Below are 18,309 nucleotides of genomic sequence, written 5' to 3'. Positions count from 1 at the left end.
TGATCAGGCAGTGAAGCCGCCGTCAGCGATGATGTCGGCGGCGGTCACGAACGCCGCGTCCGGGCTGGCGAGGAACGCCACGACACTGGCGATCTCCTCGGGTTTGCCATACCGTCCGACTGCAATGCCGGGGCCGACGATTTCGCTCACCGGGCCGCCATCGGGGTTCATGTCGGTGTCGGTCGGGCCGGGATGAACGGTATTGACGGTAATGCCCAACGGGCCGAGATCTCGGGCCAGGCTGCGGTTGAAACCGGCGATGGCGCCTTTGGTCAGGGTGTAGAGCGAAGCGGTCGGGAACGCCGCGTAATGGGTCATCGACGAGCCGATGTGAATGATCCGGCCGCCCGCCTTCATGTGCCGCGCCGCTTCCTGGGTTGCGACGAACACGCCGGTGACGTTGACCGCGATCATCCGCTGGTAGTCGTCGAAGCTGATGTCCTGGATCGGCCCGCCGAGGGCGATGCCGGCGTTGTTCACCAGAATGTCGAGGCTGCCAAAAGCTTCGATGGTACGGGTCACCGCCGCGCGTACAGCCACCGGATCACCGGCGTCAGCAGCAATGGCCAGGGCGCGACCGCCTGCGGTTTCGATGGCTTGCACCACCTCAAAGGCTTTGGCCGGGGACGCGCTGAACGTCAGCACGACATTGGCGCCATCGGCTGCCAGGCGCTTGGCAATCGCTGCGCCGATCGAGCGGGAGCCGCCAGTGACCAGGGCTGTCTTGCCCGTGAGAGGAAGGTGGGAAGTTGTCATTGATTACTCACTCCGTGGATGGGGATGAAGTGAATACTGCGCTTGCCATTAGCGCCTGATTAGCGGGTAATGACTTGAATTATCTTCAAGCATTGATAGCAGGTGCCAGCCGTGGAAACCCTCGCCAACCTCGAATCCTTTGTGCGCAGCGCTGAAACCGGAAGCTTCTCGGCGGCGGCGCGCCTGCTCGCTTTGACGCCGGCAGCGGTCAGTCGCAACGTGGCGATGCTCGAACGCAACATCGGCGTGCGGCTGTTCCAGCGCTCGACCCGCAAGCTGTCCCTGACCGAGGCCGGTGAAAGTTTTCTAGCCAGCATCGGCGGCAATCTGGAAGCGTTGCAGGCGGCGATCAGCGCGGTGTCCACCGACCGGGGCGAACCGGCAGGCGTGCTCAAGGTGAGCCTCGCACCGACCTTTGGCATCGGCCATATCCTGCCGCTGCTGCCGGCATTTCTGGCGCGCTACCCGTTGATACGCCCGGAATGGCACTTCGAAAACCGTCCCGTGGATTTGATCGCCGAAGGGTTTGACGCGGCCATTGGTGGCGGATTCGAGCTCACGCCGGGGGTGGTGTCACGGACGTTGGCGGCGGCGCACGTGGTGGCCGTGGCCTCCCCGGCTTATCTGGCGGGACGCACACTGCCCGACAGCCCGGCGGATTTGCACCGGCTCAACGGCATCGCGATGCGCGGCGTACGCACCGGGCGGATTCGACAGTGGGTGATGCAGGATGGCGCGGGTCATGAAGTATCGGCCAGCCTGAGCGATAACATCGTCCTCAACGACCCCGCCGCCATGCGTGAGGCGGCGATACTCGGCCTGGGGGTGACGCTGTTGGTGCTGCAGGATGTGGCGGCGAACATCCAGCGTGGGGAACTGGTGCGATTGCTGCCAGACTGGCACGCCGATGCCGGGCCGATCTCGCTGTATTACCCGAGCCGGACGCTGATGCCGGCCAAGACCCGGGTGTTTATCGATTTTTTGGTTGATGCATTTCAGCGTTAGACAGCGTCATCGTTCTTCGCGAGCAGGCTCGCTCCCACAGGGGAATGCAGTCCAACTGTGGGAGCGAGCCTGCTCGCGAAGAGGCCCGAACAGTCACCCCAAAAACTGCAGAATCAACCAGCTATTCGCCCCACTGATCACCGTAAACACCCCCCACGCCAACACCCGCGTCGGTAGCCGGTTCACAAACGGCCCCATCAATTGGTGGTCGTTGGTCATCCGGATCAGCGGATACAACGCAAACGGCAACTGCAGACTCAACACCACCTGACTCAATACCAGCAGCTTGCCGATCGCATCGTCCCCCATCAGCCAGACGCCGATAAACGCCGGGATCAGCGCCAGCCCTCGCGTAATCAACCGCCGTTGCCAGCAGGGAATCCGCAGGTTCAGGTAACCCTCCATGATCACCTGCCCCGCGATGGTGCCGGTAAACGTAGAACTCTGACCGGACGCCAGCAACGCAACGCCAAACAACACGCTGGCCAACGCCCCGCCCACCAGTGGATCAAGCAAGTGATAGGCGTCCTGGATGTCCACCACGTCGGTGTGCCCGGTCTTGTGAAACGCCGCCGCCGCGAGAATCAGGATCGCCGCGTTGACCAGCAACGCCAGCGCCAGGGAACCGATGGTGTCGATGCGCGCCAGCTTCACGGCGTCCTGCTTGCTGGCCAGGTCCTTGCCGATCATCCGGGTCTGTACGATCGAGGTGTGCAGGTACAGGTTATGCGGCATCACCGTGGCACCGAGAATCCCGATGGCCAGGTACAGCGGCGCGGCATCTCCAATAGCGGACAATGACGGCGTGAATCCCCGAGCGACGTCCGGCCAGTAAGGCTTGATCAACAACAATTCAACAAAGAAACACACACCGATTGTGCTCACCAGCACCAGCATGATCGCTTCCAGTCGGCGGAAGCCACGGTTCTGCAGGGCCAGTACCAACAGCGTGTCGAACGCCGTGAGGGCGATACCGAAGGTCAGCGAGCAACCCAGCAACAGATGGAACGCCAGCGCGCAGCCGAGCACTTCGGCGAGGTCGGTGGCGATGATCGAGATTTCCGCCAGTACCCATTGGGTGCGCGCGGTCCGCGTGCTGTAGCGTTCGCGGGACAGTTGCGCCAAGTCCCGCCCGGTGGCAATGCCCAGGCGCGAGCACAAACACTGCACCACCATGCCCGCCAGACTGGCCAGCAGCACCACGAACAACAGGCTGTAGCCAAACCGCGAACCGGCCTCGATGGCGGTGGCCCAGTTACCCGGGTCCATGTAGCCGATGGACACCAGCAAACCCGGACCGGCGAAACGCAGGACACGCTTGAAGAATGACGCGCGAGGGTCAACGGCAACGCTGCCCGCCACTTCCGGAGGGCAAAACGGCGCAGTGGAGACTTTGGGCAAACTGAATTTCACGCAATCATTCCAAAAAACAGGCGGGAGGGGCAGCTTAGACGTTTCGTCCCGGGGGCCCAAGGGGCAAATGCCAAGATCCATCCGCTGCCGACTTGTATACAAAAATTGACTTTCTCCAGAGCAATCCGCCACCCGCAATGCTAACGTTGCCCGCTCAAACAGGTCGGAGGTGCATGCGTGCTGCTGCTCAAACTGCTGGTCATTCCCGGGTTTCTCTTGCTGATCTCCCTCGCGGGCAAACGCTGGGGCCCGAGCGTTGCCGGTTGGTTGTCGGGGTTGCCGGTGGTGGTCGGGCCGATTCTGTTTTTCCTCGCCATCGAGCAAGGCGAAGTGTTTGCCGCGCAATCGGCGACCGCCGCGTTATCTGCGATGTTTGCGATGATCGCCTTCTGCGTCACCTACGCCCAGGTCGCACAACGGGCCGGATGGCCATGGGCACTGACGGTTTCACTGCTGGTCTGGGCGTCGGCAGCGGTTGTGCTGTCGGTGATCCCGCCTTCCCTGGCGTTCTCCGTCATCGCCGCCGCGACTGCGCTGCTGGCGGCGCCGTATCTGTTCCCGGCCGTGCAGCCCATCGTTTCAGGCCCGGCACCCAAGTCCGACAAATTGCTGCTGCGCATGATCGCGGGCGCCCTGCTCACCCTCGCCGTGACTTTGCTGGCGAGCACCGTCGGCGAACGCTGGAGCGGCCTGCTCGCGGTGTTCCCGGTATTGGGCAGCGTGATGGCGGTGTTCTCCCAGCAAACCCGCGGGCCGGCGTTTACTGCGGCCTTGTTGCGAGCCACGGCGACGGGCATGTATTCGTTTGCAGCGTTCTGCCTCGTTCTCGCACTGACGTTACCCGTCATGGGCCTGAGCGGGTTCGGCGTCGGCGTCGCAGTGTCCGTGGCCATGCTCGGCGTCACCAAACGCCTGCTGGCCAAACCGGTGAATACACCGACAACTCATTCAACTATTTCGAACGAGTAGAACAACAACCTCGTACGTCAATCGAACGGGTTTCGCCCACCATCAGCCTCAGTTACTTACCCACTGACTGAGGCCTACACCATGAAGTTCTTTTTCCACCCTTCGCCCAACCCGATGAAAGTTGCCCTGCTGCTCGAAGAGCTGCAAACGCCGTACGAATTGATCGGCGTCGATACCTTCAAGGGCGAGCAACACCAGCCAGCCTTTCTGGCGATCAACCCGAACGCCAAGGTGCCGGCGCTGATGGACGGCGACGCCATCGTGTTCGATTCCCAGGCAATCCTGCTGCACCTGGCGCAAAAACATCAGCGCTTCCTGCCGACTTCGGTCACCGGGCAAGCCGAACTGCTGTCGTGGCTGATGTTCATCGCCACCGGCCTGTCGCCGTTCTCCGGCCAGGCTGTGCATTTCCTGCACCACGCACCGGAAGACCTGGCTTACGCGAAAAACCGCTATCTCAAGGAAGTCGAACGTCATTACCGCGTGCTCGACCAGCGCCTGGCCGATCATCCCTATCTGGCGGGCGACACCTACAGCATCGCCGACATGGCGCTCTGGGGCTGGGCCAGTTACGCGCCGTACATCCTCGGCGAGAACGGCCTGGCGGCGTACCCGAACGTCAAGCGCCTGTTCGATGAAATCAGCGCCCGCCCGGCAGCGCAGCGCGCCCAGGGTCTTAAAGAGAAACTGGTGTTGAAGGCCGAGTTCGACGAAGAAACCCGCCGCAATCTGTTTCCTCAGAACCAGGCGCAGTAAGCCTTTTCCTACATTCGAAGGTGATGAAATGAGTGATCAAGTCGCGTTTATCGTTTATCTGCCGGCCAAACCTGAACGTTTCGCCGAAACCAGGGAACGGCTGCTGGACGTGGTGCACCGGATGTCAGCCGAGCCGGACTTCGTCAACACCTGGGTCCATCGGTTGCAGGACGACCCGAACACCCTAGTGCTCTATGAAACCTGGAACTGCAGCAAAGACGACTTCATCACGCGTCACCTGAGCAAGCCGTATCGCCAGGAATATGAAAAGCGCCTGCCGGAGTTGTTGGCCAGCGAACGCCGGATCGAGTTTTTGGATGTGATCGGAAGCTATCCGGTGCGCCGGGAGGTGTAACTGCACAAATACCGTGGTGAGGGCCAGCCTCTCACCACGGGTACTCCGGTTACTCGGCGGGGTCGAGTTGATCCAGTGCCCGGTTCACCGCCAGCTCGCCAAGCATGATGACTTGCGCAATGCCCAACAGCGAATTGCGACTGGTCCCGTCCATATGATCCGCCAGATCCATGACCATGACATTGGCCGATGCCAGCGACTCGCACGCATGGCCGAGCAGGGTCTCGACGTCGATTTCCGGGTTAACGGTGAACATGGTGTCGAGTTGCCTTGGAGTGGATTTGATCAGGGCGATGTGCGCGGCAGGGTTGGAGTAAAAATCGAGGGCGAGTTTGACGGTCTCGTCGAGTTTGTCCTGATCGGTGCTTTGGACTTGAGAGGACGGATCCGGGTTTGGGGGATTGGGTGTTGGTTTGGGCATAGATGAAACTCCGATGCTACTTAAAAGGAGCCATCACCCTCTCGCTACCAAACGGAGGGTGGCGGCCATACGAAGGTTGGTAGACCGGGCATCGGAACCGGCGCCCCCGAAGGAGCCCTGCGCATGGCCACCATAAAACGCAGCCCTGAGAAAGGGCCGAACAAGGTGACGCTATGCGTCGATGCTGAGGGTCTACCAAACCCGATCACTGTTTTGCAGCGACCGGCAAACGATAGGCCCCGAGCCTCAAGGCGCACAAGCCGGCGGATTCTTACGCACCTGTAGGCAACGACGCAAGGTGTTGTGGCTTTCATGAAGCAAACACTGAGCGATGTTAAACAAGCCTTCGAAAGAGCGTGGATTTACCGTAAACACGGGTCCCACAAGTGATGACGAAAATCAAAAATTCGAGGATTTGTCCCACAAGTTTTTAGGGTTGGCCGTCGGAAGTTTGAGGGTTAGCGTGGTTGCTCCAAATCAGGCAAGTGAGATTGGTCCAACTGGCTTCCACACAATTCAGTACATGAAGCACGGCCTTGTTCAGTGCATCACGGGGAAATCCGCTAGAACGGTCCAGCGCTTGGCGAAGGAGATCAAAACGGTGCGGCTAAACTACCAGCAAAGTACAGTTGCGTCCCAGTATGGGCAGGTTCTGGAGCACGCCATCATCGTTTTTGGTAGTCAGCAGGTGGCTGAAAACTGGCTAAAGAAACCGTGTAGATACCTGTGCGGCAATATCCCATTGGAGCTGATCGACAACCCGCTTGGCTTTCAGGTCGTAGAGGATTATTTGACCCGCATTGAACACGGGGTCTATCCATGAATACTTCGCCGGGGATGCTGAGGAACCCGACCGTCCGTTAGCCCACGCTGGAATGCGTCACGACCTCCATGGGATGATCGCCCCCCACCGCGAGACCACCCTGGAGATTTTGAATGTCACTGTTGAGTAAAAAAGCCGTTGTCCTGCTGCTAGCGGTTGCCAGCCTGGGGGCTTTGAACGCGCAGGCTGCCAAGGTCGTGGCCAAAGAGGCGGCGTCGACGCAGAAAGTCTCGATGCTGGGCAACAAGTTCACATTCACCCTGCCCAAGGGCTTCATCGCCAACCCTCTACCACCGAGCTCGACCGGCGCGAGTGGCACCATGTACACCAACGAAACCACGAAAACCGTGGTGATCGCTGCTGAAAACACCATCCCCGGTGGCGTCAATGCCAAGGACAACGACGGTGAGTTCCTCGACGCCACGGCGTCCGACTTCGCCACCGAGCAAGCCAAGGCTCTGCCGGATTTCACCAAGCTCAGTGAAAAAAGCATCACTCAGAAAGGCACAGGTCTGGGACTGCGACAGATCGACAGCATCGCTACCCAGGGCGGCGGCAAAACCCTCGATACCACGCTGATGGCCGCCTCGGGCACGCGCATGGCGCTGGTTCAGGTGATTTCCCGTCTCAGCGACAATGCCGGCCATGAAGCGCTGGTTAAACAGATCGTCAGCGGCAAGTAAGGCTCAGGGGTTGAGCCGCTGCAACCAGGCGCTCAAGTCCTGCATCTCGGTGGCACTGATGCTGTGACCGACGCCTGGGTAGGCATGAAATTCAGGCTTGAGGGACATGCTCTGCAACAGGCTGTCCGCCTCGGTGCCGTCGTTGAAGGGAAGGCGTTTGTCCGCCGTGCCATGCCCGATGAAAATCGCCAGTTTCTGGCGTTTTTCATCCGGTTTGAGTTCGGACTTGAGCACCGGCAGAATCCGCCCGCTCAACGCGGCAATCCCGCCCACGGCCTCGGGATGACGCAGCGCGACCTCGTAGGACATGATCGCGCCCTGGCTGAAGCCCACCAGGAAAACCTTGTTCGGTTCTGTGTGATATTTCTTCGCAGCCTGTGCGACGAAATCCAGCAACACCTGGCCGCTGGTCTTCAGATCATCCGTCTCGCCGTTGTAGGCACCTTCACCTTTCTTGCGAAACCATTGATAACTGCCCTCCTCCATCACCATCGGAGCTCGCACCGACAGAAAGTTGTACTGGGCAGGCAATTCATCCTTGATGCCGAACAGGTCCTGTTCGTTACTGCCGTAGCCGTGGAGGAAAATGACCAGAGGTTGGTTGACCGAATCGGGGTTGACCTGCTCCAGGTACTTGAGCGGCAGATCGGTGTGCAGCGGGGTTTGAGCGTGGACGGCGGCGGACGCCAGGAGTGTCAGCAGAGCGAGTACCTTCAACATAAACCTTCCTTCACAAAGCGCAGGATTCGGGGCAGAGCCTAACACTGTGAAGCCGGCCGGGGGATTTTAGGGGGGCCGACTGCCGCCATCGCCAGCAAGCTGTGCTCCTACAGGGCAACGCCAATCCGTAGGAGCACAGCTTGCTGGCGAAGAGACCCGACAAGGCACCGAAGACGTCCCGGTCAGTCGTTAATCAACTTTCCAACCCGAATCGGCTCACGCCCGGCGACCTTCGCCTGCCACGTCCCCGGTTGCGTATTGCGCCCACGATCAATCGCAAACAGAACACCGCTGGTCCCGGCGCGCACGGTGGTGACCCGGTCATTCAACGGATCAACCACTTCAAACAACGCATCCCCCTGCTCCACCCATTCACCCGCCTCGCGCAGAAAACTGACCACGCCATGATGTGGCGCAAACAGATACTCCGTGCCTTCGAACGGCATGCCTTCACAGCACTCACTCGGTGCCGCTGGCCAGGTGCCTTTGATGAAACCCTGCTCGGCAAGGAACCCGAGAATGGCCTCGCAATTGGCTTGGGCCTGATCGACGCGGGTATCGCCCATGCTGCCCAATTCTAGCGTTGTCGCCAGGTTGGCCGGTGGAATCGCCGCCTCGGGGAACGCCCTGGCCAGTCGCAACCACGGTGAAGAGCACGACTCATCGAATGAACTGCCGCCAGAATCTTCACACAACAGCGCGACACCCGCCTTCAAGCGAGCCGCGAGTGGCTGCCACTGCGGCCAGTGTTGCGGCAAGGCATAAATATGAATGGCCGCCTCGAAATCGCAATGCAGATCGAGGGTGATGTCGGCGTCACAGGCGTGACGCAGCAGCAAGCGGTGCATGGCTTCCAGTTGTGACTTTGGTGCAGGCAAATCGTCGAGCACCTGGCCCATGGTCTGACGAATCAACGCAATGTTGGCCTGGGCATCGGCGCCCAACTGATCGCCGATCAGCTCACCGACCGGCGCGCTCAGTTCAACGAACGAGCGGTTGAAATTCTTGCCGCTGCCGAGTTCGAAACGGCCCATGTGGCTGCCTTGCAGGTGCTGATCCAGACCGATGGGATTGGCCACCGGCACCAGTTCGATCACGCCTTGCAACTCGCCTTGGGTTTCGAGCTCCGTCAGGCGCTTCTTCAGTTCCCAGGCTGTGCGCATCCCAGGCAGTTCATCCGCGTGCAGGCTGGCCTGGATATAGACCTTGCGCGAGCCCGTGCCGTAACGAAACACGCTGAGGGTGCGTTCGGTGCCCAGGTGGCTCCAGGGCAATGGGTGGTCGATGCGTTGCATGGGAACTCCCGTGGATGGGGCACTGAGATCACCTGTGGGAGCGAGCCTGCTCGCGAAAGGGCCGGCACATTCAACATTGTTGTTGCCTGACACAACGCCTTCGCGAGCAGGCTCGCTCCCACAGGGTTCTCATTTCATAGAGAGAGAGCATAAAAAAGCGGCTACCGCGTCAACGGTTGCCACTTTTTAGTACGGCTCGATTACTCGCCGTAAACGTCAAACTTGAAATACTTGTCCTGCACTTGCTTGTACTTGCCGTTGGCGCGGATTTCAGTGATAGCGGTGTTGAATTTGTCTGCCAGCTCTTTATCACCCTTACGCACCGCAATACCGGCGCCACCGCCGAAGTACTTGGCGTCTTCGTAGGTCGGGCCGACAAACGCGAAGCCTTTACCGGCGTCGGTTTTCAGGAAACCGTCGTCGAGGTTGACCGAGTCCGCCAGCATCGCGTCGAGGCGACCAGAGACCATGTCCAGGTTGGCTTCCTGCTGCGAGCCGTAACGCACCAGGACAATGCCGGCCGGTTGCAGCACTTCAGTGGCGAAGCGGTCGTGGGTACTGGCGCGCAGTACACCGACTTTCTTGCCCTTGAGCTCGGTCAGCGGGTCTTTGACGTCGGTGCCTTCCTTCATCACGAAGCGCGCCGGGGTGTGGTAGTACTTGATGGTGAAATCGACGTTCTTCTTGCGGTCGTCGGTGATGGTCATGGACGACAGGATCGCGTCGATTTTCTTGACCTTCAGGGCCGGGATCAGGCCGTCGAATTCTTGCTCGACCCAGACACACTTCGCTTTCATCTGCTCGCACAGCGCGTCGCCGATATCGACGTCGAAACCGGTGAGTTTGCCGTCAGGGGTCTTCATCGAGAATGGCGGGTAACCGGCTTCGATACCGATGCGGATCGGCTTGGCGTCATCGGCCACAGCGGTCAGGGACAACATCGACAGTGCCAGGGCACCGAACATCACTAGCTTCTTCATTTATAACTCCTGTGTGCGGAGGCTTTTATTGGCAGCGTTCGATTGGTAGCTTTCGGTCAGAGCTTTTTTATTGGAGAAGACCGAAGTGGCGGGCAGTCTAGAGCGGCTGCGGGCGTGCAAATTGTGCATATGCGACAAATACTTATAAAAAAGGCGAGCTGAATGAACAATGAAATGCGCGGGTTGAACCTGATCCAGCACCACCCTGCCGAAGGTCCGGGCGCGATTGCCGAGTGGGCCGAGTCGCGGGGATTGCCGTTGAATGTCTTTCGCGCCGACCTTGGCCAGTTACCACCCGTGAGCGCGCAACCGCTGATTTTGTTGGGCGGGCCTTATGAGTCCAACGCCGGACCGACGTGGCTGGAGGCCGAACGGCAGTGGCTGGCGGGCTGCCTGGATCAAGGCGCGGCGGTGTTTGCGATTTGTCTGGGAGCGCAGTTATTGGCGCTGGGGCTGGGCGCAAATGTGCGGCGGATGGATCGGACCGAAACGGGCTGGACCTCAGTGACGTTTGCCGATGGCCAGAAGTTGAAAGTGCTGGAGTGGCACGAAGACGCGATCGACCTGCCACCCGGCGCGCAGTTGCTGGCCAGCAGCGATCAGTGCGAGCAGCAGATGTATTGCGTAGGCCCTGCGCGGGTGGGATTGCAGTTTCATCCGGAGTGGAATGCAGAATCGGTGGCGACGCTCAATGCGCACTTTGCCGATGAGTCGCCGCTGCCGAGGGGTGAACCGGACAGCGCCGCCCATGCAGCCGTTTTTGAATGGTTGCAGGCGACGCTGGATGACTGGTGGGCGGTATCCGGCAATTGACCAAAGATCTGTAGGAGCCGGCTTGCTGGCGATGGCGGTGGGTCAGTCGACATATTCATCGCCTGAAAGATCGCTATCGCCAGCAAGCCGGCTCCTACTGTCAGCATTCGCAGCCGATGGCGGCTGGTCTTTGCACCTGCGTGCTCAACTCAAACCCTTCATCCAGCCACCCGGTCACTCCGCCGATCATTTCCTTGACCGGGTAACCCAGCGCCGCCAGTTTCACCGCGGCCTTGTTGGCACCGTTGCAGTGTGGCCCGGCGCAATACACCACGAACAGCGTGGATTTTCCATAACCCGCCAACCCTTCGGCGGTCAGCAGTCGCCCCTGCAAATTGATTGCACCCGGCACATGCCCGCGCTCGAACGCCTGCGGACCGCGCACGTCCACCAGGACAAAATCCACGTCCCCCGCCTGTTGGCTGTTGTAGACGTCGGAACAGTCGGTTTCAAAAGTCAGACGGTTGCTGAAATGCATCAGGGCAATGGCGGATGGTGCGGCGGGAACATTGCGGACCAGGCTGGTCATGGGTCGTACTCCAGAGTCTCGGTGGGTGTGAGAAGACTTTATTCGCCAGTCGCCAGCGGCTAAAGTGGCGCACAAGACACTCACCGGGAACTTTCCGCCAAATGCAGCCCACCCCTGGATTGGTCGCGATTCTGGCCTACGACGGCCTTTGCACGTTCGAGTTCGGCATCGCCGTGGAGATCTTCGGCCTGGCACGACCGGAGTTCGATTTCCCCTGGTACGAACACCGGATCGCCGCTGTCGATCAGGGTCCGATGCGCGCCATGGGCGGGATTCAGGTGCTGGCCGATGGCGGCATGGAACTGCTCCGTGACGCCCGAACCATCATCATTCCCGGCTGGCGTGATCGCAGCGCCCCGGTGCCCGAAGCTTTGATCGCGGCCCTGCGCCAGGCCCACGCGCGAGGCGCGCGGTTGCTGTCGATCTGCTCGGGCGTTTTTGTGCTGGCGGCGACCGGTTTGCTCGACGGTCACGGTGCTACCACGCATTGGCGTTACACCGCGGAACTGGCCGAGCGATTCCCGAACATTCTGGTGGACCCGGACGTGCTTTACGTCGACTCGGGCCAACTGATTACCTCGGCGGGCAGCGCTGCCGGTATCGATGCCTGCCTGCACCTGGTGGCGCGGGATTTCGGCACGCAAGTGGCCAATTCCGTGGCGCGGCGACTGGTGATGTCACCGCAACGCACCGGCGGCCAGGCGCAGTTCATTCCGACACCGGTCAGTCCTACGCCGCGCAGCGATCTTTCACGCGTGATGCAGTGGGCTCGTGAGCGCTTGCATGAACCCCTGGAGGTTCGCGACCTGGCCAGCGAAGCGGCCATGAGTGAGCGCACTTTTCTGCGTCGGTTCACAGAAGCGACCGGCATGCCGCCCAAAGCGTGGTTGCAACATGAACGCCTGGCGCGGGCTCGGGAGTTGCTGGAAAGCACGGGCCAGAACACCGACCGGATTGCCGAACATTGCGGTTATCGCTCGGTGGAAAGTTTCCGGGTGGCGTTTCGCAACGTGGTCGGCGTGCCGCCGTCGGTGTATCGGGAACGATTTGGACGGGGGGTCAAAGCGAATTTTTGAGGTGTATCTGAGGGCCTCTTCGCGAGCAAGCTCGGCTCCTACAGATACGGCGAAAATCCTGTAGGAGCCGAGCTTGCTCGCGAAGGCGTCAGCTCAGGCAACGATGCACTCAAAGCTTACGCAGAAGGTAGGTATCCATAATCCACCCATTAGCCAACCGTGCCGCCTTGCGCACCCGCTCGATCTCATCCGCAACGTCCTTGAGCTTGCCGCTGATGAGGATTTCATCCGGCGTCCCCAAGTAAGCGCCCCAGTAAATCTCTGTCTCCTGATCCGCCACCTGATGGTAGGAATCTTCCGCGTCGAGCATCACCACCAGGCTGTCGGCATCACTCACCTGCCCGGCCGCCAACCGCCTGCCGGTAGTGATTTCGATGGATCGACCGATCCGGTTCAGCGGCACCTTGTGCTGCGCCGCCAACGCCTGAACGCTGGTGATGCCGGGGATCACCTCAAACTCGAAGTCACATTGGCCCGACGCGAGAATCGTCTGCAGGATCCGAATAGTGCTGTCGTACAACGCAGGATCGCCCCACACCAGGAAACCGCCGCACTGGCCGTCGGACATTTCCTCATTGATCAGCCGCTCGAAGGTCAGCTGCTTGGCAAGGTTCAGATCTTCCACACTGGCCTTGTAGTCCACATCACCGCGCTCACGCTCCGGGCTGTGCGCTTCAACGAAGCGGTAATCGTGCTCGCTGATGTAGCGTTCACAAATCTCGCGACGCAGGTCGATCAGCTTGTCCTTGCTCTGGCCCTTGTCCATCAGGAAAAAAACATCAACCAGGTTCAGCGCCTTCACGGCCTGCATCGTGATGTAGTCGGGGTTGCCGGCACCGATGCCGATGACCATCAGTTTTTTCATTAATGCCCTCCTTCAACGTCAGCGCCCGACAAGCGCAAGCGCCAGCAACCGTTGAACCGCAACTCGATGGCTGACAGCGGTTCGACGTCGACCCTATTGAACGACGGGCTTTGCAACACCTGGGTCAACGCCGCACGAATGACAAATGGATGGGTGATGGCAACGATGTGCCCCTGCGTTGCTTCCAGTGTCTTGAGCAATGCAGCCACCCGCTCACCGAGTTGTGCCACCGACTCGCCACCGTGAGGCGCCGAATGCGGATCATCGAGCCAGGCCTGCAGCGTCTGCGGTTCGGATTTCTGCAGATCATCGATCTGCGCGCCGTTCCAGCGCCCAAAATCGCAATCCCTCAGCGCCTCGACAATCTCCACATCACTGCCGAACAACCCGGCGGTTTGCCGTGCTCGAAGTTCCGGTCCGCTGAACAGGCGCGGTGCCCCCTTGAACCGGGAACGAAGGGAGCCCTGTGCCGATTGCCAATCCATCTCAACAGGCTCATCCGTAGGAAATCGCGCCAATTTCTGTGCGACGGTTCGAGCGTGGCACATCAGGGTCAAACGGGTTGCCTGCACGAAAGATCACTCGGTTGAAGGAAAAGAAAACGGCATCAAGCCACCATTCAGGCGCAATTGTGCCGTAAGAAATGCGATCCAGGGCGTTTCATTACGCCGATCCTTCTTAAAAAGCAGCTATCTCTGACATCACTGTCAGCGAGGGCCTACAGGGCTGATCGACATCTGTGTAGCCCCCGACCTACGGGCATTTCGCCCCATTTTGGGGCTGGACAGGACAGCGCAAAAATTCACTAGACATGGGGCGCGGGTTAAATAAATACTGCTGTAACGGATTATTAAATGTAAACAATACACCTCATCCAGCAGGAGCCCGGATGCCCTCTCCCAGCGACATGAACCACCGCCTCCGTTGCCAAAACCCCGACCGGTCTCTCAATGAATGGGACGCCGAAACAGTGCTGTCCCGAATAACGGCTGATTAGAAAAAGAGCGGCGCTGGCAAGCCATCAAGCGACCGCCGATTAAACGCGTGGAAACCGACAGTGATAGTCAGGTTCGTGCCAATCGCCGAACCCTTTGATACAGGAGTGCATCCATGCTGGTCTTACGCCCAGTGGAGTTAACCGACTTGCCCCAGTTGCAGCGACTGGCGCGCGAAAGCCTGGTCGGCGTCACGTCCTTGCCGGACGATACCGAACGCTTGCGTGAGCGGATTCTCGACTCCTGCGCCTCATTCGCCAAAGACGTCCAGGGGCATGGCCCGGAAAATTACTTCTTCGTGCTGGAGGACCTGACGAACCGGCGCCTGGCAGGCTGCTCGGAGATCCTCGCCACGGCCGGTTTCGACGAGCCGTTCTACAGCCTGCGCAACCGCCATTTCACCAGCGCCTCGCGAGAACTGAACATCGAGCACGGCGTGCCGGCGCTGTCGTTGTGTCACGACCTCAGTGGCCATACCTTGCTGCGCGGTTTTCACATCGATGCGGCGCTGGTCCGTACGCCGTCCTCCGAACTGCTGTCACGGGCGCGACTGATGTTCATTGCCGCTCATGCGCAGCGCTTCGCCGAAGCGGTCATCACCGAGATCGTCGGCTACAGCGACGATGAAGGAGGGTCGCCATTCTGGGATGCGCTGGGCAAACACTTCTTCGACTTGCCCTACGCCGAGGCCGAGCGCCTTTGCGGGCTGGAGAGCCGGACGTTCCTGGCCGAACTGATGCCGCAATACCCGATCTACGTACCGATGCTTCCCCAGGCAGCGCAGGACTGCATCGGCCGAATCCACCCCGATGGCCAGGAAGCCTTCGATATCCTTGAACGCGAGGGGTTCGAGACCAACAGCTACATCGACCTGTTCGACGGCGGCCCGACCTTGTACGCGCGCCTCGCCAGTATCCGTTCCATTGCGCAAAGCCAGACCGGCACGGCAACACCGGGCGACGTCATCGATGCTCGCGGTCGCTACCTGGTGAGCAACGATTCGCTGAAGAACTATCGCGCCATCGTCGCCGATCTGGACTACAGCGCCGGACATCCCGTGCCCCTGAGCACCGAGATGTGCACGGCCCTGAACGTGAGCGAAGGCAGCCCTATCCGGTTGATCGCCCTGTGAGCATCATCCGGTCCCATGCCCTGCGTTTGCGTCGGCCCGTAGAAGGAGCTGCATCATGATTGTCCGTCCGGTTCACGTCACCGACCTGCCCGCCCTGCTGGCACTGGTACGGCAGGCCGGCCCGGGGTTTACCACCCTGCCCGCCAACGAGGATCGCCTGGCCCACCGGCTGCGCTGGGCACAACGGACCTTCGCCGAACAGGTTGAGCGGGCCGACGCCGACTACCTGTTCGTGCTCGAAGACGATGACCAGCAAGTGGTGGGGGTCAGTGCCCTGACGGGGGCCGTCGGGCTGCGCGAGCCCTGGTACAACTATAGGGTCGGGCTGACGGTCAGTTCGTCTCCGGACCTGGGCATCCAGCGGCAGATTCCAACGCTGTTTCTGAACAATGAAATGACCGGGCAATCGGAAATCGGCTCATTGTTCCTGCGACCCGATCAACGCCAGGGCAGCAATGGCCGATTGCTGTCGTTGGGCCGCTTGTTGTTTGTGGCCGAATTTGCCCACCTGTTCGGCGAGAAGCTCATCGCCGAACTGCGTGGCAGCGCCGATGAGCAAGGCTGTTCACCGTTCTGGGACAGCCTGGGCCGGCACTTTTTCAAGATGGACTTCAGCCATGCGGATCACTTGTCGGGGCTGGGCAGCAAAGCGTTCATCGCCGAACTGATGCCACGCCAACCGCTGTACACCTGCCTGCTCACCGAACAGGCCCAGGCCGTGATCGGCAAGGCACACCCCAACACCGAGCCGGCGATGAAAATCCTCACGGCCGAAGGTTTCACCCACAAAGGCTACATCGACATCTTCGACGCCGGCCCGGTCATCGAGGCACCGCTGTCGAAAATCCGCACCGTGCGCGACAGCCAGGCGCTGGTGCTGGCCATCGGCACCCCGGACGAGCAGGCTCCGGTCTGGCTGATCCACAACCGCCGACTGGAAAACTGCCGCATCACCGCCGCCCCGGCCAGGCGGGTGGGCAACAGCCTGATCATCGACCGGCTCACCGCCAAACGCCTGCAATTGCAACCCGGCAACTCCGTACGCGCAGTGCCGTTGCTCAATCAACAGCAGCAGGCTGTGGCGGCCTGAAAAACCTGCCTCCCGCCCTACAGGATGGGCTTCGATCAGGACCGTCCTGCAAATTCGTCATCATTCTCCCCCCTGTTGCGTGATAGCCTTTTGTATCTTCGGCGTTGACACTCTTGCTCAAGCCTTTCCATTCCTTTGTATTGGTGGAACTCATATGTCCAGGCTTTCCCATCAGGATTTGCGCCGCAACTTCCGTGAACTGTTCGCTTCCAACAAGTGCTATCACACGGCATCGGTCTTCGACCCGATGTCGGCACGCATCGCGGCGGACCTGGGTTTTGAAGTGGGGATTCTGGGTGGTTCGGTTGCCTCGTTGCAGGTACTGGGCGCCCCCGATTTCGCCCTGATCTCGCTCAGCGAGTTCGCCGAGCAGGCCACCCGTATCGGTCGCGTTGCCCAATTGCCGGTCATCGCCGACGCCGATCACGGCTACGGCAATGCTTTGAACGTCATGCGCACCATCGTCGAACTCGAACGCGCCGGCGTGGCGGCCCTGACCATCGAAGACACGCTGTTGCCCGCGCAATTCGGCCGCAAGTCCACCGACCTGATCGGCGTCGCCGAAGGTGTCGGCAAGATCCGCGCCGCGCTGGAAGCACGAGTTGATACGGAAATGGCAATCGTTGCCCGCACCAATGCCGGGATCCTGCCGGTGCAAGAAGTCATCAGCCGTACCCAGCAATACCAGAAAGCCGGTGCGGACGGAATTTGCATGGTGGGCGTGCGTGACTTCGATCACCTCGAACAGATTGCCGAACACCTGAGCGTGCCGCTGATGCTGGTCACCTACGGCAACCCGCTGCTGCGCGACGACAATCGCCTGGCGGAGCTGGGCGTGCGCGTCACCATCGATGGGCATGGCGCGTATTTCGCGGCGATCAAGGCAACTTACGACTGTCTGCGCGAGCAGCGGCAGATCTTCACTCAGGCGTCGGATCTGAGCGCGACCGAACTGACGCATACGTACACGCAGCCTGAAGAATACATTCGTTGGGCGGAAGAGTTCATGAGCGTTAAAGAGTGACACTCCGTCGAGTCTGGCGTCGTCATTATCAATGATGACACCAGGCATCGACTTATAATAAATAGCCCCCACTTCACCCAGCTATAAAACCCTCTTCAGCCAAACCCCTCGCAACACTTACAAACACCCATAAACAAACTCACATTCATTTACAGTGACAGGTTTGCCCTACAACTTCAGCAGTGCAACTATCTTTGTGTCGCCAAGACAATAAATACAAAACCAACCCACTATTATTTTTGTGAGACCACCATGCAAACAACAACCAACAACTGGTGCAGCACCCCGCTCTTTCACGCCCAAACCAATATTATCAACACATCGACTCATAAGGTGTCCGCACTGTCTTGCATGTCCGGATACACACCTCGCCTCAACGTGGGCAATATCCACGAGATCAAACGCTACTGGCAGTTGACTGAAATGCCGCAATCCATTCAGTAACACTGCCACACGGCCGGCCAGGTGCCTGGCTTCGTAGTTCGCGATGCCAGGCCCCTTATCACATAAAATTTGAACTTTGAATCACCCAAGACTCAACCCCAACATCCTGCCAAGTAAAAAACTGTACTGCACGCCCGACCTCTGATGGCAGCTCTACGCCAACAT

The 18,309-nt window shown here is 59.9% G+C and carries 20 protein-coding genes; 11 read left to right on the top strand and 9 right to left on the bottom strand.

From position 1 onward, the window contains the following. Window positions 1–3: 3 nt before the first annotated feature. Window positions 4–756: an SDR family NAD(P)-dependent oxidoreductase gene (locus tag ACA066_RS10840; protein ID WP_497699194.1), complete on the bottom strand. Its 753-nt coding sequence runs from the start codon at window positions 754–756 to the stop codon at window positions 4–6. 111 nt (window positions 757–867) lie between these two features. Here ACA066_RS10840 and ACA066_RS10835 point away from each other — a divergent pair, with 111 nt between their 5' ends. Beyond that, complete coding sequence (locus ACA066_RS10835; RefSeq protein WP_497699193.1) at window positions 868–1,761, top strand: LysR family transcriptional regulator; 894 nt, start codon at window positions 868–870, stop codon at window positions 1,759–1,761. A 93-nt stretch (window positions 1,762–1,854) separates the two neighbouring features. Here the strand turns inward: ACA066_RS10835 and ACA066_RS10830 are convergent, their stop codons facing one another. Next, window positions 1,855–3,174, bottom strand: coding sequence for an Nramp family divalent metal transporter (locus ACA066_RS10830; protein ID WP_497699192.1), 1,320 nt, complete (start codon window positions 3,172–3,174; stop codon window positions 1,855–1,857). Window positions 3,175–3,351: 177 nt separating this feature from the next. Here ACA066_RS10830 and ACA066_RS10825 point away from each other — a divergent pair, with 177 nt between their 5' ends. The 3 genes from ACA066_RS10825 to ACA066_RS10815 all read left to right on the top strand — a co-directional run bounded on the left by ACA066_RS10825 (window position 3,352) and on the right by ACA066_RS10815 (window position 5,254). Beyond that, window positions 3,352–4,143: a hypothetical protein gene (locus ACA066_RS10825; protein WP_497699191.1), complete on the top strand. Its 792-nt coding sequence runs from the start codon at window positions 3,352–3,354 to the stop codon at window positions 4,141–4,143. A gap of 81 nt (window positions 4,144–4,224) precedes the next feature. After that, the gene (locus ACA066_RS10820) at window positions 4,225–4,899 is read left to right on the top strand and encodes a glutathione S-transferase family protein (RefSeq protein ID WP_497699190.1); all 675 of its coding nucleotides are present in this window, start codon (window positions 4,225–4,227) and stop codon (window positions 4,897–4,899) included. A gap of 28 nt (window positions 4,900–4,927) precedes the next feature. Next, window positions 4,928–5,254 (top strand): putative quinol monooxygenase, encoded by a 327-nt coding sequence (locus tag ACA066_RS10815; RefSeq protein WP_497699189.1) that lies wholly within the window; start codon window positions 4,928–4,930, stop codon window positions 5,252–5,254. Window positions 5,255–5,303: 49 nt separating this feature from the next. Here the strand turns inward: ACA066_RS10815 and ACA066_RS10810 are convergent, their stop codons facing one another. Further along, the gene (locus ACA066_RS10810) at window positions 5,304–5,675 is read right to left on the bottom strand and encodes a DUF6124 family protein (protein ID WP_497699188.1); all 372 of its coding nucleotides are present in this window, start codon (window positions 5,673–5,675) and stop codon (window positions 5,304–5,306) included. Between the two features lie 331 nt (window positions 5,676–6,006). Between ACA066_RS10810 and ACA066_RS10805 the strand changes: the two genes are divergently transcribed. Both ACA066_RS10805 and ACA066_RS10800 read left to right on the top strand, forming a co-directional pair. Further along, complete coding sequence (locus ACA066_RS10805) at window positions 6,007–6,498, top strand: Xre family toxin-antitoxin system antitoxin (RefSeq protein ID WP_497699187.1); 492 nt, start codon at window positions 6,007–6,009, stop codon at window positions 6,496–6,498. A 113-nt stretch (window positions 6,499–6,611) separates the two neighbouring features. Then, on the top strand, window positions 6,612–7,181 hold the full coding sequence (locus ACA066_RS10800) for a DcrB/PsbP domain-containing protein (protein WP_414878899.1): 570 nt from the start codon (window positions 6,612–6,614) through the stop codon (window positions 7,179–7,181). A gap of 3 nt (window positions 7,182–7,184) precedes the next feature. Here the strand turns inward: ACA066_RS10800 and ACA066_RS10795 are convergent, their stop codons facing one another. From ACA066_RS10795 to ACA066_RS10785, 3 genes are all read right to left on the bottom strand, one after another. Continuing rightward, on the bottom strand, window positions 7,185–7,901 hold the full coding sequence (locus tag ACA066_RS10795; RefSeq protein WP_497699186.1) for an alpha/beta hydrolase: 717 nt from the start codon (window positions 7,899–7,901) through the stop codon (window positions 7,185–7,187). Window positions 7,902–8,083: 182 nt separating this feature from the next. Further along, window positions 8,084–9,196: a succinylglutamate desuccinylase/aspartoacylase family protein gene (locus tag ACA066_RS10790; RefSeq protein ID WP_497699185.1), complete on the bottom strand. Its 1,113-nt coding sequence runs from the start codon at window positions 9,194–9,196 to the stop codon at window positions 8,084–8,086. A gap of 200 nt (window positions 9,197–9,396) precedes the next feature. Further along, window positions 9,397–10,176: an ABC transporter substrate-binding protein gene (locus ACA066_RS10785; protein ID WP_497699184.1), complete on the bottom strand. Its 780-nt coding sequence runs from the start codon at window positions 10,174–10,176 to the stop codon at window positions 9,397–9,399. Window positions 10,177–10,350: 174 nt separating this feature from the next. Here ACA066_RS10785 and ACA066_RS10780 point away from each other — a divergent pair, with 174 nt between their 5' ends. Further along, window positions 10,351–10,989 (top strand): type 1 glutamine amidotransferase, encoded by a 639-nt coding sequence (locus ACA066_RS10780; RefSeq protein ID WP_497699848.1) that lies wholly within the window; start codon window positions 10,351–10,353, stop codon window positions 10,987–10,989. Window positions 10,990–11,089: 100 nt separating this feature from the next. Here ACA066_RS10780 and ACA066_RS10775 read toward each other — a convergent pair whose 3' ends face one another. Beyond that, entirely contained in the window at window positions 11,090–11,518 is a 429-nt protein-coding gene (locus ACA066_RS10775) for a rhodanese-like domain-containing protein (protein ID WP_497699183.1), read from the bottom strand. A gap of 101 nt (window positions 11,519–11,619) precedes the next feature. Here ACA066_RS10775 and ftrA point away from each other — a divergent pair, with 101 nt between their 5' ends. Beyond that, window positions 11,620–12,594 (top strand): transcriptional regulator FtrA, encoded by a 975-nt coding sequence (gene ftrA, locus ACA066_RS10770; RefSeq protein WP_497699182.1) that lies wholly within the window; start codon window positions 11,620–11,622, stop codon window positions 12,592–12,594. Between the two features lie 109 nt (window positions 12,595–12,703). On the opposite strand, the gene cobF is transcribed toward ftrA, so the two are convergent. Together cobF and ACA066_RS10760 are read right to left on the bottom strand one after the other, a co-directional pair. Next, window positions 12,704–13,459 carry a precorrin-6A synthase (deacetylating) gene (cobF, locus tag ACA066_RS10765; protein ID WP_497699181.1) on the bottom strand — a complete coding sequence of 252 codons (756 nt, stop codon included), beginning with the start codon at window positions 13,457–13,459 and terminating at the stop codon, window positions 12,704–12,706. Then, window positions 13,459–14,031: a histidine phosphatase family protein gene (locus tag ACA066_RS10760; RefSeq protein ID WP_497699180.1), complete on the bottom strand. Its 573-nt coding sequence runs from the start codon at window positions 14,029–14,031 to the stop codon at window positions 13,459–13,461. Before ACA066_RS10760 ends, cobF begins: the two co-directional genes overlap by 1 nt. 538 nt (window positions 14,032–14,569) lie before the next feature. Between ACA066_RS10760 and ACA066_RS10755 the strand changes: the two genes are divergently transcribed. From ACA066_RS10755 to ACA066_RS10745, 3 genes are all read left to right on the top strand, one after another. Beyond that, on the top strand, window positions 14,570–15,586 hold the full coding sequence (locus ACA066_RS10755; RefSeq protein WP_497699179.1) for an arginine N-succinyltransferase: 1,017 nt from the start codon (window positions 14,570–14,572) through the stop codon (window positions 15,584–15,586). 55 nt (window positions 15,587–15,641) lie between these two features. Further along, on the top strand, window positions 15,642–16,676 hold the full coding sequence (astA, locus tag ACA066_RS10750) for an arginine N-succinyltransferase (RefSeq protein WP_497699178.1): 1,035 nt from the start codon (window positions 15,642–15,644) through the stop codon (window positions 16,674–16,676). A 154-nt stretch (window positions 16,677–16,830) separates the two neighbouring features. Continuing rightward, window positions 16,831–17,700, top strand: coding sequence for an isocitrate lyase/PEP mutase family protein (locus ACA066_RS10745; RefSeq protein ID WP_497699177.1), 870 nt, complete (start codon window positions 16,831–16,833; stop codon window positions 17,698–17,700). Window positions 17,701–18,309 lie beyond the last annotated feature (609 nt).

The organism is Pseudomonas sp. LBUM1651, from assembly GCF_059716135.1.
The sequence above is the reverse complement of the archived record's forward strand: the minus strand, read 5'-3'. Positions and strand labels throughout refer to the sequence as shown.